Below are 15,673 nucleotides of genomic sequence, written 5' to 3' on the forward strand. Positions count from 1 at the left end.
GAGCACCGGCAACCAGCCCGCACACACACAACACAACCACCGAAGTGATCGAGAAGGAGTGCGCCGAACCGCGCCGACACCAGAAGATTACCAGGGTCCGGCACCGCCATGACCCAACTCGTGAGAAACGCCGGGGGCTCCGGGTCTATTCCCCGGTCACCGCCGCGGCTCCAGAGGCCCGGCCCCGCCGCGTGAAACGGCGTTCCAACCCGGTTATCCACAGGCCGGCAGCGAGGAGCCTGGCCGGAACGATGCCGAACATAGACTTTGGCGGGTGAGCGACATGCCGCCTGTAGCGAAGAAGGTTCCCCTGAAGCGCACGCATCACGGTGACACCGTCATCGACGAGTACGCGTGGCTGCTCAAGAAGGACGACCCCGACACCATCGCATACCTGGAGGCGGAGAACGCCTACACCCAGGACATGACCGGCCACCTGCAGGATCTCCAGGAGGCCATCTTCAAGGAGATCAAGGGCAGAACGCTGGAGACGGACCTATCGGTGCCCACCCGGAAGGGCGCCTGGTGGTACTACTCCCGGACGGAAGAGGGCAAGCAGTACGGCATACAGTGCCGCGTGGCCGCCGACGGCGACAGCCCGCCGCATCTGGAGCCGGGCACCTCGCTGCCGGGCGAGCAGGTGATTCTGGACGGCAACGAGCTCGCCGGAGACAGCCCGTTCTTCTCCATGGGCACGAGCGCCCTCAGCCCGGACGGCACGAAGCTCGCGTACTCGACCGACTTCTCCGGTGACGAGCGCTTCACCCTCCGCTTCAAGGACCTGGAGACGGGAGAGCTGCTCCCGGACGAGATTCCGGGGGTCTTCTACGGCGGCGCCTGGTCGGCCGACGGCACGAGGTTCTTCTACACCACGGTGGACGAGGCCTGGCGTCCGTACCGGATCCACCGCCACAGGCTCAGCTCCACCGATGACGTCGTCGTCTACGAGGAGGACGACGAGCGCTTCTGGGTGGGCATCGGCCTGACCCGCAGCCAGCGTTACCTGCTGCTGACCTCGGGTAGCAAGATCACGAGTGAGGTCCGGGTCCTGAGCGCGGACACCCCGGACGGCGAGTTCACGGTGGTGCGTCCGCGGCAGACCGGCGTGGAATACGGGTTGGAGCACGCGGCCGACCGCTTCCTCGTCCTGCACAACGACGGCGCCGTGAACTTCGAGCTCGCCAGTGCTCCCATCGACGATCCGGGCAACTGGACTCCACTCATCGAGCACAGGGACGACACCAGGCTGCTCGATGTGGACGCGTTCAAGGACCACGTCAGCGTGCACTTCCGTCGTGACGGCCTCACGGGCATCAGAATCCTGCCGGGCGACGGCGGCGAGCCGTACGAGATCTCGTTCCCGGAGCCGCTGTACGACGTCGCGCCGACCGGCAACGTGGAGTTCGAGACCAACCGGCTGCGCCTCAGCTACACGTCCATGATCACCCCACCGTCGGTGTACGACTACGACCTGGGCTCGCGCGAGCTGATCCTGCTCAAGCAGAGGACGGTCCTCGGCGGCTACGACCCGGCCGACTACGAGCAGCACCGCGAGTGGGCCACCGCCCCGGACGGCACCAGGATCCCGATCTCGATCGTGGTCCGGAAGGACACGAGCCGGCCCGCTCCCACCCTTCTCTACGGCTACGGCAGCTACGAGTCGTCCATCGATCCCTACTTCTCGGTGGCCCGGCTCTCACTGCTCGACCGGGGGTTCGTGTTCGCGATCGCCCACGTGCGCGGGGGCGGCGAGATGGGCCGCCGGTGGTACGAGGACGGCAAGCTGACCAGGAAGAAGAACAGCTTCACGGACTTCGTGGCGTCCGCGCGGCATCTCAAGGCGGCGGGATGGTCCGGCAAGATCATCGCCCGAGGCGGCTCGGCCGGTGGTCTGCTGGTGGGCGCGGTCGCCAACCTGGCTCCGGAGGAGTTCGCGGGGATCGTCGCCGAGGTTCCGTTCGTGGACGCGCTGAACACGATCCTCGACCCGTCGCTGCCGCTCACGGTGACCGAGTGGGACGAGTGGGGCGATCCTCTGCACGACCCCGAGGTCTACGCGTACATGAAGACCTACTCGCCCTACGAGAACGTCGACGGCCGGCCGTACCCGCCGATCCTGGCGACCACCAGCCTGAACGACACCCGGGTGCTCTACCACGAGCCGGCCAAGTGGATCGCCCGGCTGCGCACCACCGCACAGGGAGGGCCGTTCCTGCTGAAGACCGAGATGGGCGCCGGCCACGGGGGCCGCAGCGGCCGTTACGACGCCTGGCGTGAGGAGGCGTTCGCGCTCTCCTGGATCCTCGACCGAGTTGGAGTGACCGAGTGAGCTATGTGGCAGCCGAGGGCCGATATGGGCCCATGCCGTACAACCGGACCGGACGGAGCGGGCTGAGGCTGCCCGCGGTGTCGCTCGGGTTGTGGCACAACTTCGGCGACGACAAGCCGATCGAGACCCAGCGGGCCATCCTCCGCCGGGCCTTCGACCGCGGAGTCACCCACTTCGATCTCGCGAACAACTACGGCCCGCCGTACGGCTCAGCGGAGATCAACTTCGGGCATCTCTACCAGCAGGATTTCGCCAGGTACCGCGACGAGCTGGTGATCTCCACCAAGGCCGGCTACGACATGTGGCCCGGTCCCTACGGCAACTGGGGCTCGCGAAAGTACCTGCTCGCGAGCCTCGACCAGTCGCTGAAACGGATGGGCCTCGACTACGTCGACATCTTCTACAGCCACCGCTTCGATCCGGAGACGCCCCTGGAGGAGACCATGGGGGCGCTCGCCCACGCGGTCCGGTCGGGCAAGGCGCTCTACGCGGGCATCTCGTCCTACTCCCCGGAGCGGACCCGGGAGGCCGCGGCGATCCTGCGGGACATGGGCACGCCGCTGCTCATCCACCAGCCCTCCTACTCGATGCTCAACCGATGGGTCGAGAACGGGTTGCTCGACGTGCTGGAGGAGGAGGGCGCCGGTTGCATCGCGTTCTCTCCGCTGGCGCAGGGCATGCTGACGGACCGTTACCTGAACGGGGTCCCGAAGGACTCGCGTGCCGCCCAGGGCAAGTCTCTCGATCCGTCCCTGCTGACGGAGGAGAGCCTGCGTCACGTCCGGCGGCTCAACGAGATCGCCGGGCGGCGAGGGCAGTCGCTGGCGCAGATGGCCCTGGCCTGGGCGCTGCGCGACCCGCGGGTGACGTCGGTGCTGATCGGCGCGAGCAGCGTCGAGCAGCTCGACGACAGCCTCGACGCGGTCAACCGGCTCGACTTCACCGAGGACGAGCTGGCCGCGATCGACAAGGACGCCGTCGAGTGCGGCATCAACCTCTGGGCCGCTTCCAGCGCGCATTGAGCGTCCACGAGCCGCGGCGCCCCGGCCGGCGCGCCTGCGCCGCGGCTCGTGACCACGCCTCTCCCGCAGGACGGCGATGCCGGCCGGCGAACGGTTCAGAGGGCGTTCTGACGCTGGAGGTAGGCGAAGGAGGCCCAGCCGGGCAGGACGGGGAGCCAGAACGTCATCAGGCGGAACAGCAGCACGGCCGAGGTGGCGATGGGGCCCGGCACGCCGGCGACCTGCAGGCCGAGGGACAGGGCGTACTCCACCGCGCCCAGCCCGCCGGGTGTCGGAGCGGCCGAGCCGATCGCGTTTCCGGCCAGGAACACCACCGCCACCGCCGTGAAGCTGGCCTTGCCGCCGAAGGCCTGCACGCAGGCCTCCAGGCAGATCACGAAGCTGAGGGTGAGCAGCAGGGTCCCGCCCACCGCCTCGAGAACCTTCTTGGGCGACTGCACCACGTCGAGCAGCCGGGGGATCACCCCCGAGAACATCGCACGCAGGCGGGTGGTCAGCACGCGGCGCAGCGGCCGTACGGCGAGCACGATCAGGAAGAGCACCGCGACGCCGAGCAGCACGACGAGCAGGCCCCGAGACGGGGTGAGGGACGGCGCGGCCTGTGTTCCGGTGAGGTAGCCGAACAACAGCAGCAGCATGATGTGCATGGCCAGGCCGATGAGCTGCGATGCCCCCACGCTGGTCACCGCCGCGCCCGGCGGGACGCCTCGTTTCTGCAGGTAGCGGGTGTTGAGCGCGACGCCGCCGACGGCGGCGGGCGCGACCAGCTTCACGAACGACGCGGCGAGCTGGGCCAGGACCGTACGGCCGAGGGGCAGCGGCTCGGGCACGAACCCGCGCAGCATGATCGCCGCCGCGACGTAGCTGAGGGCGCCGGCGATCAGCGCGACGCCGCTCCACGCCCAGTTGGCCGTGGTGAGCACGGTGATCAGGTTGACCCGGCTGAGCTGGGTCAGCAGGAGATAGGCGCCGAGCGCGCTGACGATGATCGTCACCAGCGTGCGGGGGCGGAACCGCTCGAGCCGCACCTCCCGGACCTCGGCCTGCGGCTTCAGCGCGGCGATCTGCTCGCGGATGGCGGGCAGGAGCTTCCTGTCCCGGCGGGCGGCCGTCCGGGTCTCCCGGCTCAGCGCGATCCGCTGGAGCAGCGGCATCGCCCCGGCCAGTGTGTCCTCCCCCAGCACCTTCGCCGCCGACGCGACGGAACGCTCGGCTCCCACCCGCGTGCCGAGGTAGGCGAGGAGCTGGGCGATGTCGAGCCGCAGCAGCAGGTCGCCGGCCGCGATCTCGCCGCTGCGGGCGTCCACGAGGTAGACGTTCCGGTGAGCGTCGACGTGGATGCTCTCGCCGGTGAGGTGCCGGTGGGCCAGGCGGTGCGCGTGCAGCAACCGGACCTGCTCCCACATCCGCGCGAGCAGCTCGTCGTCGAAGTCCTCGTCGCGCAGCTCGCTCACCGGCCGGGTGTCCACGTGCTCGTAGGCGAGCAGCGCGGCCTCGGTGCCGACCTCGCTCGTGCCGAGCAGGCGCGGCAGGCGCACCCCGGCGGCCTGCGCCGCGTACGCCATCAGGGCCTCGCGCTCCAGCTCGGCGCGCAGCGAGCGGATGGCCCTGCGGCGGGTCTCGCTGTTGAGCAGGAAGCGCCGCCACAGCCGGTAGAGGACGCCGGCCACCTGCCGGTCCCGGTCGAGCACGGTCACGTCGATCCGCCGGTCGCCGTCGAGGCCTACCAGGTAGCGGCGGCTGCCCGAGCTGTCGTCCTCCACTCGCCTGGCGGTGACCGGCGTGAAGCCGAGCCTGCGGAGCGCGGCCAGCACGGCGCTGCCGGGCGGCCTGGTGTTCGCGCTGCCGATGCCGTAGAGCGTGCCGAACCCGACGGCGAGACCCACGACGTACGTGAGGATCACGCCGAGGGCGGTGACCTTGGTGGCGGTGAAGAGCGCGAAGACGTCGAGGGCCAGCGCGACCCACATGAGCGCCCGCCAGTGCGGGCGCCGGCTCATCCGCACTGCCGTGGCGTACGCGATGGCGGGGGTGAGCACGGTGTTGAGCGGCTCGACGTCCCTGCCACCGGTGAGCAGCTGCACCAGATCGGCCGGGCCCGCCTGGACCAGCCACTCGTCCAGCGCGTACGACACGAGCAGGGCGAGGATCGCGGCGATCAGTCCCTGGGTGACGCGCATGCCGTCGCGGTGGAAGACCCGCTCGACGGCGAACGCGACCGGGACGATGAGCACGGCGACGCCGCCCAGCAGCCCGGCGGCGGCCGACAGCACCTCGGGGGCGCGGCCGGTGCCCGCCTGGACGTCGGTCTCCAGGCCGTTCAACGTGCGTTGCAGGGCCAGAGCCATCAGTACGACGGCGCCGAGGGCCAGCAGCGTGAGCAGGAACCGCAGTGCGTCGGAAGGACGGCGGATCCGCTGCGGCAGCAGAGGCTCGACGACGAGGACAGCTCCCCGGCCAGGAGTGTCCAGCGTTATGTCCTGCTCCTTGATGCCTCTCACCACCAGCGATTCTGTGCGATCTTCGCACTCGGTGTCCACAATTGACGGCATGCGTATATCCCTGGCCTCGGACAGCCTCGACGGAATCGCGTCGGTGCTTGCGGCCGAGGTGGAACGGCGCGGCCATTCAGTCACACTCTATGGAGCGCTGGCCCCCGGCGATCGGGCCGATTGGGCGTGGTGCTGTTCCACCGCGGCGAGAGACGTCGCGGAGGGCCGATCGGACCAGGCCGTGGTCTGCTGCTGGACCGGAACCGGCGCGTCCATGGCGGCCAACAAGGTGGCGGGCGTGCGGGCGGCGCTGTGCGCCGACGCCGCCACCGCCGCCGGCGCCCGCAAATGGAACGACGCCAACGTGCTCGCGCTCAGTCTCCGCCTCACCTCCCCGCAGATTCTGACGGAGATCCTGGACGCCTGGTTCGCCGGGGCGCCCAGCGCCGATCCCGAGGACGCCGCGAACATCGCGTACCTGCGGGAGATCAGGTGATGCCGGCCGCCGGCCGGGTTGTTACCGTCGATGGCATGAGCACGCCTCTTCCCGTTCTGGGCGCCTGCCCGCTCGACTGCCCGGACACCTGCTCCTGGGTCGTCACCGTCCGCGACGGCGAGGCCGTCGGACTGCGCGGCAACCGCGACCACCCCTACACGCGCGGGGCTTTGTGCGTGAAGGTCAATCGCTACCTGGAGCAGGTCCGCTCGGCCGACCGCATCCTGCACCCGTTGAAGAGGGTGGGGCCGAAGGGAGCGGGCCGCTTCGAGCGGATCAGCCTGGACCAGGCGCTGTCGGAGATCGCCGCCAAGCTGACGTCGATCGTCGAGGAGCACGGCGGCGAGGCGATCTGGCCCTACCAGGGCACCGGGACGCTCGGGTACGTCCAGGGCGAGTCGGGCAATGCGGGGCGGCGGTTCTGGAACGCCCTCGGCGCGTCCCGTCACGACCTCAACATCTGCGCCCGTGCCGGGAACGACGGGCTGCGGTACGTCAACGGGACCCCCGGCGGCATGGACCCCGAGACGTTCGCCCTGTCGCGGCTCATCCTGCTGTGGGGCACCAACACGCTGACCAGCGGCCACCACCTGTGGAAGTTCGTCCAGGACGCCCGCGCCGCCGGGGCGTACGTCGTGGCGATCGACCCCATCCGCACGCGTACGGCCGACCAGGCGGACGAGCACCTGCCGATCCGGCCGGGCACCGACGCCGCGCTCGCCCTCGGTCTGCTGCACGTCGTGCTTGAGGAGGGCGCCGAGGACCGCGCGTACATCGAGGAGCACACGACCGGCTGGGACGAGTTCGAGGCCGAGATCCGCAGGCACCCCCCGGCGCTGGTGGCGGAGATCACCGGCCTGCCCGAGGAGCGCATCCGCGCCCTCGGCGTACGGCTCGCGCACACCCGGCCGACCGGCATCCGGGCCACGATGGGCATCCAGCGGCACGCGGGCGGCGGCTCGGCGATGCGGATGATCGCCTGCATTCCCGGCGTCACCGGCGACTGGCGGCACCCCGGCGGCGGCGTGGCCTACTCCACCTCGGCCTACGCGCCCACCGGTCCCGATCCGCGCGACGACCTGCTCCCTCACCCCGTGCGCACGCTCACGATGACCCGGCTGGCCGACGGGCTGGACGAGTCGGTCAAGTGCCTGTGGGTCTACGCGGCCAACCCGCTGGGCTCGACGTCCGACCAGAACCGGATCAGGGCGGCGCTGGCGCGCGAGGACCTGTTCACGGTGGTGATGGAGCAGTTCCCGACCGACACCGTCGACTACGCCGACTACGTGCTGCCCGCGACCATGCAGATCGAGCACCTGGACGTGCACCACGGCTACGGGCACATGTACATGGTGTGGAACGAGCCCGCCGTCGAGCCGCCGGGCGAGTGCCTCTCCACGACCGAGACCTTCCGGCGGCTCGCCCGGCTGATGGGGCTGACCGCGCCGTCCCTGTACGACACCGATCTCGAACTGGCCGAGCAGACGCTCGCCCAGGTGGGGATCACCGTGGAGGAGATCCGCAAGCAGGGCTGGGCCCGCCTGCGGGTGGCCGACCCGTTCGTGCCGTTCACGGAGGGCTTCCCGACGCCGAGCGGACGCCTGGAGTTCGCCTCCGAGAGGGCGGAGGCCGACGGGCTGCCGCGTGTCGCCGGCTACGTCCCCTCGCTCACGGCCCGTACGGCTCCCGCCGACCGGCCGCACCCGCTCGTCATGATCACGCCGGCCGCGCACACGTTCCTGAACACGCAGTTCGCCAACAACCCGGAGCTGCGCAAGCGGTCGAAGGGGCCGCGGGTGCTGGTCAACCCGGCGGACGCCGCTTCGCGCGGACTCGTGGACGGGCAGGCCGCCCGGGTCTTCAACGGCAACGGCGAGTTCCGGGCGTACGTCGAGGTCAGCGACCGGGTGGCGCCGGGGGTGGTGGCGGCGCCGAAGGGCCACTGGCCCAAGCTGTCGGCCGGCGCGAACCCCAACGCGCTCGTGGACGAGAGGGACGCCGACATGGGCCGGGGCGCGGTCTACCACGACAACTTCGTCGACGTCGCCCCGCTGTCACAAGCCGAGCTTGAACCCCTCGTGTGAGGCCGTGAAGCCCAGCGCGCCGTAGAAGCGGTGGGCCTCGGTGCGGGCCTTGTCGGAGGTGAGCTGCGCCAGCGCGCAGCCGCGTTCCCTGGCCCGCTCGACGGCCCACCGCATCATCTCCCGGCCGATCCCCCGGTTGCGGTGGGGCACGGCGACCCTGACCGCCTCGATCTGCGCGCGCTCGCCTCCCTTCCGGGACAGCCCGGGGATGTAGGTGAGCTGTATCGTGCCGACGACCTCGCCGTCCGCCTCCACGACGATCAGCTCGTTGCGCGGGTCGGCGTCGACGGCCTCGAAGGCGGCGTAGTAGTCCGGCTCGCGCGAGGACGATCTGGCGGCGGAGATCGGGTCGTCGTTGATGAGGCCGACGATGACGGGGACGTCCTCGCGCCGAGCCGTACGAAACTCGAGATCCATGCCGGGGAGCCTATGGTGAATGGCCCCTCGCCCGGCGACGGCAGCGGGAGGACTCCCTGACCGGGTGGCGTCAGGGGCGGCTCAGGGTCTTCCCCGATGCCGCAGAAACGCCCAAACAGGCACGCTGAAGTCATGAACGAACTGACCCGCATGGACGAGATGTCCTTGGCCGGCGCGGCCCTGCGCGGCGCGCCCTGGCGAGCCGCGGCGACGTCCGGTGGGGCGGTCGCGGCCACGAGCTTCCTCCTGGGCGTCATCCTGCCCGGCCCGGCCGACCTGACCTGGGCACTGTGCGCCGGGATCACGGTGTTCGCCCTCGTCGCGGCGATCGGCGCGATCTCCAAGCCGGACGTCGGCGACCGGGTGACCCGGCAGGCCCGTCTCTGGGCGCTGCGCCACCCCTGGCGTTTCTCGCTCTATCCGGGACTCGGCGCGGCGGCCCTCATGTATCCGGTGCAGCTCGTGATCGACCGCGAGGGCGTCTTCGGCTCGGCCTGGGACGCTCTGTGGGGCGGCGCGCTCGTGCTGGTGATCACCAGCATCCTCACGTTCTCGATGCGCGGCCGGGCCAAGGGCGCCTGAGGTCAGGCCTCCCGCTCCGCCGCGCTCCGGCAGACGCAGAACTCGTTGCCCTCGGGGTCGAGCAGAGTGACCCAGCCGGCGCCCTCCGGGGTGCGGTGGTCCTCGTACGGCTTGGCCCCGAGCGCGAGCAGCCGTTCCACCTCCTGGTCGCGGGTGCGGTCGCCGGTGGGAGTGACGTCGAGGTGCAGGCGGTTCTTGACCGTCTTGCCCTCGGCCACCTGGATGAAAAGCAGGTGTGGAGGGCCGTCGGGACGGTCCAGCATGACCTCGTCGTCCTCCGGCTCGGAGTCGACGAGCGGCCAGCCCAGGGCCTCACTCCACCACTGGGCCAGCTCGTACGGCTGGGCGCAGTCGACTGTCATCGTGTAGATCTCAATCACGCGCCCAGCCAACCCCGACACCGGTGAAAGTGTCAAGCAGGTTACGCTGCCGTCCGCCGCGGCCGCAGGGCCTGGACGAGGCCGACCGCGGACACGATGGCCCAGACCCCCTCCAGCAGCAGGAATCCCCAGTCGTCGTCCGCGTACGCGAGCCACGCGAGCACCGCGGAACCGACGAGGTTGAGCACGAGGTAGATCTTCGAGCGGTTGTCGAGGACGTTCATCTGGGAGAGCAGGAACGCGCCGAGAATGAGGACGGCGCCGACGATCTGCAGAACTTGGTCCATGTCCTTCCGCCCACCGTCTTCGCTGGGCCGGGTACGGCGGGCTCCTCGTCCGGGAGGGCCGCGGATCACGGCCCTCTCACCATGACCATACCGGTCACGCCTCACCATTCAGTGCGATCTGTGGCACAGACCATGGATAACTCCGGTTACCCGCAGGTAGCATTCGGTTTAGAGTTACCGACCAGTACGTTACCCCCGGGTTCGGTTCTAGGAGCGCACAGAGATGGGTCACTACAGGAGCAACCTCCGCGACGTGGAGTTCAATCTCTTCGAGGTGTTCGGGCGCGGGGAGATCCTCGGCACCGGACCGTTCGCCGAGGTGGACGAGGACACCGCGCGAAGCGTGCTTGACGAGGTGAACCGGCTCGCCACCGGCCCCATCGCCGAATCGTTCGAGGACGCCGACCGCCACCCGCCCGTCTTCGACCCCGCCACCCACAGCGTGACCATGCCGGAGAGCTTCAAGCGCTCCTACAAGGCGTGGATGGACGCCGAGTGGTGGCGCCTGGAACTGAATCCGGAGCTCGGCGGCACGCCCGCCCCGCGCAGCCTCGTATGGGCCATGGCCGAGATGGTGCTCGGCGCCAACCCCGCCGTGTGGATGTTCGCCTGCGGCCCGGCCTTCGCCCGTCTGCTGCACGACCTCGGCACCCCCGAGCAGAAGCGGTTCGCCGAGCTGGCCGTCGAGCGGGGCTGGAGCGCGACCATGGTGCTCACCGAGCCCGACGCGGGCTCCGACGTCGGCGCCGGCCGCACCAAGGCGATCCGGCAGCCCGACGGCACCTGGCACATCGAGGGCGTCAAGCGCTTCATCACCAGCGCCGAGCACGACATGGCCGAGAACATCTTCCACCTCGTGCTGGCCCGGCCCGAGGGCGCCCGGCCCGGCACCAAGGGGCTGTCGATGTTCCTCGTGCCGAAATACCTGGTGAACGTCGAGACCGGCGAGCTCGGCGAACGCAACGGCGTGTACGTCACCAACGTCGAGAAGAAGATGGGCCTGAAGGTCTCGACGACCTGCGAGCTCACGCTCGGCGAGAAGCACCCCGCGATCGGCTACCTGGTCGGCGACGTGCACGACGGCATCCGGCAGATGTTCATGGTCATCGAGCACGCCCGCATGATGGTGGGGGCCAAGGCCATCGCCACACTGTCCACCGGCTATCTGAACGCGCTGGACTTCGCGAAGAACCGCGTCCAGGGCGCCGACCTCACCCGCTCGGGCGACAAGACCGCGCCGCGCGTCACCATCACCCACCACCCCGACGTACGCCGCGAGCTCATGCTGCAGAAGTCGTACGCCGAGGCGATGCGGGCGCTGGTCCTCTACACGGCGACGATCCAGGACCAGATCCAGATCGCGGAGTTCGAGGGCCGCCGCGACGAGGCCGCAGAAGCGCTCAACGACCTGCTGCTCCCGCTGGTCAAGGGCGTCGGCTCCGAGCGGTCGTACGAGATGCTGGCCCGCTCGCTGCAAACCCTCGGCGGCTCGGGCTTCCTGCAGGACTACCCGATCGAGCAGTACATCCGCGACTCGAAGATCGACTCGCTGTACGAGGGCACGACCGCCATCCAGGGCCAGGACCTGTTCTTCCGCAAGGTCCTGAAGAACCAGGGCGCGGCGCTGGGGTCGCTGCTCGGCGAGATCAAGGCGTTCGCCGCCTCGGAGGCGGGCAACGGACGACTGAAGGTCGAGCGCGGCCTGCTCGACGAGGCGGCCGACGAGGTCAAGGCGATGGCCGACACCATGGCCGGCTGGGCGATCGCCTCCATGGAGACGCCGCAGGAGGTCTACAAGGTCGGTCTCAACACCACCAGGTTCCTCCTGGCTCTGGGCGACCTGGTCCTGGGCTGGCTGCTGCTGCGCCAGGCCGGGGTCGCTCTGAACGCCCTGTCCGCCTCGGAGGAGGACAAGGCGTTCTACACGGGCAAGGTCGCGGCGGCCGCGTTCTTCGCCCAGACCGTGCTGCCCCGGCTGGCCGCCGAGCGTCGCGTGCTCGCCGCCACCGGCCAGGACCTCATGGAACTGCCTGAAGAGTCCTTCTGATCCGGTTCTGGTCTAGGACGGCCGCCGCCCACGAGTTGGTGCGGCGGCCGCACCGCGCCCCCGGGCCGGTCAGGTGAACGCGGGAGGCGGTGCGGCGGTCAGGGGAGGAACGCTCCCAGCGGTCGCGGACCGTCAGGCGGACGCCGGGAGCGGCCGGGCGGCGCCGTCATCGTCGGTGTTGACGGTGCGGAGCAGTTCCTCGCGCTCGGGTGTGTTCTCCGGCCGGATGAGGCCGATGAGGGTGAACAGCACCAGCGAGGTGGCCACCGGCGCGGCCGTGGACACGGCGGTCGACAGGCCGCTGATGCCGTAGTTGGTGAGCCAGAAGACGAACAGCCCCGCCGCCCAGGAGACCAGCGCGGCCGTGGGGCCGGAGCGGCGGAACAACGGCAGCATGCCGAGCAGCAGCGGGATCGAGATCGGCCCCATGAGCCCGGCCACCCACTTGATGACGACCGTGATGATGTCCTTCAGCACCGGGCTGTTGACCTGCGTGGCCACCGCCATCGACAGCGCGATGAACGCGACCGTGGTGACCCGGGCCGCGACCAGGCCTGCCCGGGTGTCCCAGGCCCGCGCCGCGCGGGACAGCACCGGGATCACGTCGCGGGTGAACACCGAGGCGATCGCGTTGGCGTCGGAGGAGGCCATCGCCATCGTGTGCGAGAAGAAGCCGGCGATCACCAGGCCGAGCAGGCCGTGCGGGATGAGCTGGGTGGTCAGCAGCGCGTAGGAGTCGCTCGCGTCCGGCTTGGTCGCGTGGACCAGCAGCGGCGCGGCCCACATCGGGAAGAACAGCAGCAGCGGCCAGACCGCCCACAGCACGGCCGACAGCCGGGCGCCGCGGGCCGCCTGCGCCGCGGTCGGCGCGGCCATGTAGCGCTGCGCCTGGTTCCACATGCCGCCGTTGTACTCGAACGTCTTGATGAACAGGAACGCGAGCAGGAACGTCACGGTGAACGGGCCGTTGAGCGGGTTCGCGTGGTCGGGCGGGAGCCGGTCCCACATGTCGCCCACCGCGCCGATGCCGCCGAGCTTGGCGAGGACGGCGAAGAGCATCACGACACCGGCGAGAAGCTGGATGACGAACTGCCCGAAGTCGGTGAGCGCGTCGGCCCACAGCCCGCCGACCGTGCAGTAGACGGCGGTGACGACGCCGGTGATCAGGATGCCCTGGTTGAGCGACAGTCCGGTGAACGTCGACAGCAGGGTGGCGATCGCGGCCCACTTGGCGCCGACGTCCACGATCTTCAGCAGGCCGCCGGACCAGGCGAGCGCCTGCTGGGTCGGCACGTTGTACCGCCTGGCGAGGAATTCCAGCGGGGAGCTGACCCTGAGCTTCGACCGGATCCGGTTCAGCCGCGGCGCGAACAGCACCGAGCCGATCGCGACGCCGATGGCGATCGGGAACGCCCAGGTGACGTAGGAGGTGACGCCGTAGAGGTAGGCGATGCCGGCGTACCCGGTGAACATGACGGCGCTGTAGCCGGACATGTGGTGCGAGATGCCGGCCAGCCACCAGGGCATCTTGCCCCCGGCGGTGAAGAAGTCACTGATATTGCCGATACGCCGGTGCGAGTAGACGCCGATCGCCACCATGACGATGAAATAGGCGCCGAGAACGTACCAGTCCAAATGGTTCACGCGCGTCGTACCTCCGGGTGAACGGCGGCACCCGGACCGACAACCGCCTGGCCTCGTTACGATGCGCCCGCCTCCCGGCCGTCGTCAATGGCGGGTCCGCAGGTCACGGACGTACACGAGGGCAGGTCGAGGCCGTGGCGCAGGTCACAGCAGGTTCATATTCATGAACTAGCTTCGCGTATCTGAATCGTTATCGGGAACGGCCTTGCCCTCACGCAGGCCGGGGGGTGAAAGTGTGCGGCGAAATGAGATTCCAGCAAGCGGCACACAACGGACCTGTCACCGCCTGGCATCGGTGATCGTCCGGCACTGCACGTACGCGGACGGAGGACGAGGGGCGCTGCCCGCCCGCCCTCCGACCTGGCATGCCCTCAGAGGGTGTACTGCACCGCCGCACGGGCGGCGAGGATCGGGGTGATGCACTCGTCGATCACGGCCCGGTGGGCCGGGTGGTCCCGGTAGACGACGTAGTCCTCCGGGGAGTCGAAGTCGGCGACCACGCCGAAGGAGAAGTTGCCCTGATTGACGCCGGCGTCCGGGCCGATCCGGTAGGCGCGCAACTCGGGGATGACGTCCGGCAGCCCGCCCAGACGCCTGGCCACCTCCGCACGCTGCTCCTCGGTGGCGTCATCGGTCCACTTTAGCAGCACAACGTGGCGGAACATGCACTCCCCCTGGGACGAGCCTCACGCGGCCCCCATGGCCGCGCCGTGACGGCGTTCATCTTCTCATCCCCCACGTCCCCGAAGCGGACCGCGCCCCGCGGACGCCGGTGCCCCGCGACACAGGAACCTCGCGACACGGGAACCTCGCGCGGAAGATGCGGCGTTTCGTGTCCTCATAGCCAGTGCCACTCGACGGAGGCCCGCCTGCGCCGTGCGGCGAGCCATTCGCGGAAGGCGGCCTCGCCCGCCGCGGTCAGTGTCTCCGTGTCGTCCCGCGCCGTCCGGCGCTCCAGCACGATTCCGGTCAGATAGCCGTCGCCGTACGCCGTCGGGCCGATCAGCGTGTCGTGCGGGGCGTGCCGCAGGGGCGCGGGCAGGTCCCTGGCCCACCGCTCGCCCACCGTCACCACGGCCTCCCCGCAGCCGATCAGACCGCCCAGGCCGCGCAGCAGCTCCCCGTTCACCGGCTGCGAGCCCGTCACCCACAGGGCGTGTACGCGGCCGAAGTCGCAGGGGTGTGCCGCGAGGTGGCCCGGCGCGAGCTCGGCCTCCATTCGCCGCCGGAAGCGCCGCCGCCGCGCGATCCCGGCGATGAACGCCTCGAACTGGTCGCCGGACAACGGCGTCTGGGCCAGCCAGGCCAGGGTTGAGGCGCGGTCGCGCAGGCCGTGGCCGGCGCGGAATTCCTCGGCGGCGGCCCGGAGGTCGGCGTCGTCGAGCGGCTCGCCGTCCTCCAGCGTCTCGTTCATCAGCAGGCACTGATCGACGATCTCGTCGAGCGGGCACCGCTCGGCACGATCGCCGTACGACCGCCCGGGCGGCAGCATGAGCGCCTCGGCGACGCGCAGGCGCACCCGATCCACCGTGACCAGGTATCCGGCGGCCCGGTGAGCAGCGGGCTCGCCGTCGCCGGGCGGGGCGGACCCGGCCGCCGGCCCGGCCGTACGGCTGCGGCGCAGGTCGCGCAGCAGTTCGACGGCATCGGCGAGGACCGCGGCGACCGCGCTCACGGGTACGGCCGTCATGCCGGCGGCCGGCCGCCGGCGAAGGACGCCGTCACCCGCGACCTGGGGGAAAGCTCAGCGCTGTCACACCAGGTCGCGGGGGCGCCCGGGCGCTCGATCTCCGGGAGGACGCGGCGCACGGTGACGTCCCGCCGGTCGCTCAGGATGAGGATCACAGGCGAACGCTAGAAATCCGAGCTTGAACCTCACTGGTTCGAACCTTG

General features: G+C 70.2%; 14 protein-coding genes and 1 riboswitch. Of the genes, 6 read left to right on the plus strand and 8 right to left on the minus strand.

Going from position 1 to position 15,673, the window contains the following annotated elements:
• The first annotated feature begins 283 nt into the window (after positions 1-283).
• Together ACQPZZ_RS36910 and mgrA are read left to right on the plus strand one after the other, a co-directional pair.
• On the plus strand, positions 284-2,329 hold the full coding sequence (locus ACQPZZ_RS36910) for a S9 family peptidase (protein ID WP_432934669.1): 2,046 nt from the start codon (positions 284-286) through the stop codon (positions 2,327-2,329).
• Positions 2,326-3,351, plus strand: a complete 1,026-nt coding sequence (gene mgrA / locus ACQPZZ_RS36915; protein WP_363647834.1) for an L-glyceraldehyde 3-phosphate reductase — start codon at positions 2,326-2,328, stop codon at positions 3,349-3,351. The genes ACQPZZ_RS36910 and mgrA overlap by 4 nt, the downstream gene beginning before the upstream one ends.
• Before the next feature lie 95 nt (positions 3,352-3,446).
• Here mgrA and ACQPZZ_RS36920 read toward each other — a convergent pair whose 3' ends face one another.
• Positions 3,447-5,852 (minus strand): lysylphosphatidylglycerol synthase transmembrane domain-containing protein, encoded by a 2,406-nt coding sequence (locus tag ACQPZZ_RS36920; RefSeq protein ID WP_363647836.1) that lies wholly within the window; start codon positions 5,850-5,852, stop codon positions 3,447-3,449.
• 49 nt (positions 5,853-5,901) lie between these two features.
• On the opposite strand from ACQPZZ_RS36920, the gene ACQPZZ_RS36925 reads away from it, so the two are divergent.
• Both ACQPZZ_RS36925 and ACQPZZ_RS36930 read left to right on the plus strand, forming a co-directional pair.
• The gene (locus ACQPZZ_RS36925; RefSeq protein WP_363647838.1) at positions 5,902-6,339 is read left to right on the plus strand and encodes an RpiB/LacA/LacB family sugar-phosphate isomerase; all 438 of its coding nucleotides are present in this window, start codon (positions 5,902-5,904) and stop codon (positions 6,337-6,339) included.
• Positions 6,340-6,374: 35 nt separating this feature from the next.
• The gene (locus tag ACQPZZ_RS36930) at positions 6,375-8,423 is read left to right on the plus strand and encodes a molybdopterin-containing oxidoreductase family protein (protein ID WP_432926769.1); all 2,049 of its coding nucleotides are present in this window, start codon (positions 6,375-6,377) and stop codon (positions 8,421-8,423) included.
• Here the strand turns inward: ACQPZZ_RS36930 and ACQPZZ_RS36935 are convergent.
• Positions 8,394-8,840, minus strand: a complete 447-nt coding sequence (locus ACQPZZ_RS36935) for a GNAT family N-acetyltransferase (RefSeq protein ID WP_432926771.1) — start codon at positions 8,838-8,840, stop codon at positions 8,394-8,396. The two genes, ACQPZZ_RS36930 and ACQPZZ_RS36935, sit on opposite strands and share 30 nt — an antisense overlap.
• A 132-nt stretch (positions 8,841-8,972) precedes the next feature.
• Between ACQPZZ_RS36935 and ACQPZZ_RS36940 the strand changes: the two genes are divergently transcribed.
• Positions 8,973-9,422, plus strand: coding sequence for a hypothetical protein (locus tag ACQPZZ_RS36940; protein ID WP_363647844.1), 450 nt, complete (start codon positions 8,973-8,975; stop codon positions 9,420-9,422).
• Between the two features lie 2 nt (positions 9,423-9,424).
• Here the strand turns inward: ACQPZZ_RS36940 and ACQPZZ_RS36945 are convergent, their stop codons facing one another.
• Positions 9,425-9,802 (minus strand): VOC family protein, encoded by a 378-nt coding sequence (locus tag ACQPZZ_RS36945; RefSeq protein WP_432926774.1) that lies wholly within the window; start codon positions 9,800-9,802, stop codon positions 9,425-9,427.
• 41 nt (positions 9,803-9,843) lie between these two features.
• Positions 9,844-10,089, minus strand: coding sequence for a CBU_0592 family membrane protein (locus ACQPZZ_RS36950; protein WP_363647848.1), 246 nt, complete (start codon positions 10,087-10,089; stop codon positions 9,844-9,846).
• Between the two features lie 5 nt (positions 10,090-10,094).
• A riboswitch (guanidine-III (ykkC-III) riboswitch) is annotated at positions 10,095-10,166 on the minus strand.
• A gap of 146 nt (positions 10,167-10,312) precedes the next feature.
• Between ACQPZZ_RS36950 and ACQPZZ_RS36955 the strand changes: the two genes are divergently transcribed.
• Complete coding sequence (locus tag ACQPZZ_RS36955) at positions 10,313-12,136, plus strand: acyl-CoA dehydrogenase (protein WP_432926776.1); 1,824 nt, start codon at positions 10,313-10,315, stop codon at positions 12,134-12,136.
• Between the two features lie 132 nt (positions 12,137-12,268).
• On the opposite strand, the gene ACQPZZ_RS36960 is transcribed toward ACQPZZ_RS36955, so the two are convergent.
• From ACQPZZ_RS36960 to ACQPZZ_RS36975, 4 genes are all read right to left on the minus strand, one after another.
• Complete coding sequence (locus ACQPZZ_RS36960) at positions 12,269-13,780, minus strand: sodium:solute symporter family protein (protein WP_363647852.1); 1,512 nt, start codon at positions 13,778-13,780, stop codon at positions 12,269-12,271.
• A gap of 371 nt (positions 13,781-14,151) precedes the next feature.
• Positions 14,152-14,445 carry a Dabb family protein gene (locus ACQPZZ_RS36965; protein WP_363647854.1) on the minus strand — a complete coding sequence of 98 codons (294 nt, stop codon included), beginning with the start codon at positions 14,443-14,445 and terminating at the stop codon, positions 14,152-14,154.
• Between the two features lie 173 nt (positions 14,446-14,618).
• Positions 14,619-15,470, minus strand: a complete 852-nt coding sequence (locus tag ACQPZZ_RS36970; protein ID WP_432926779.1) for a hypothetical protein — start codon at positions 15,468-15,470, stop codon at positions 14,619-14,621.
• Positions 15,467-15,625 carry a hypothetical protein gene (locus ACQPZZ_RS36975; RefSeq protein ID WP_432926781.1) on the minus strand — a complete coding sequence of 53 codons (159 nt, stop codon included), beginning with the start codon at positions 15,623-15,625 and terminating at the stop codon, positions 15,467-15,469. Before ACQPZZ_RS36975 ends, ACQPZZ_RS36970 begins: the two co-directional genes overlap by 4 nt.
• Positions 15,626-15,673 lie beyond the last annotated feature (48 nt).

Source organism: Microbispora sp. CA-135349, assembly GCF_050947365.1.
GTDB lineage: Bacteria > Actinomycetota > Actinomycetes > Streptosporangiales > Streptosporangiaceae > Microbispora.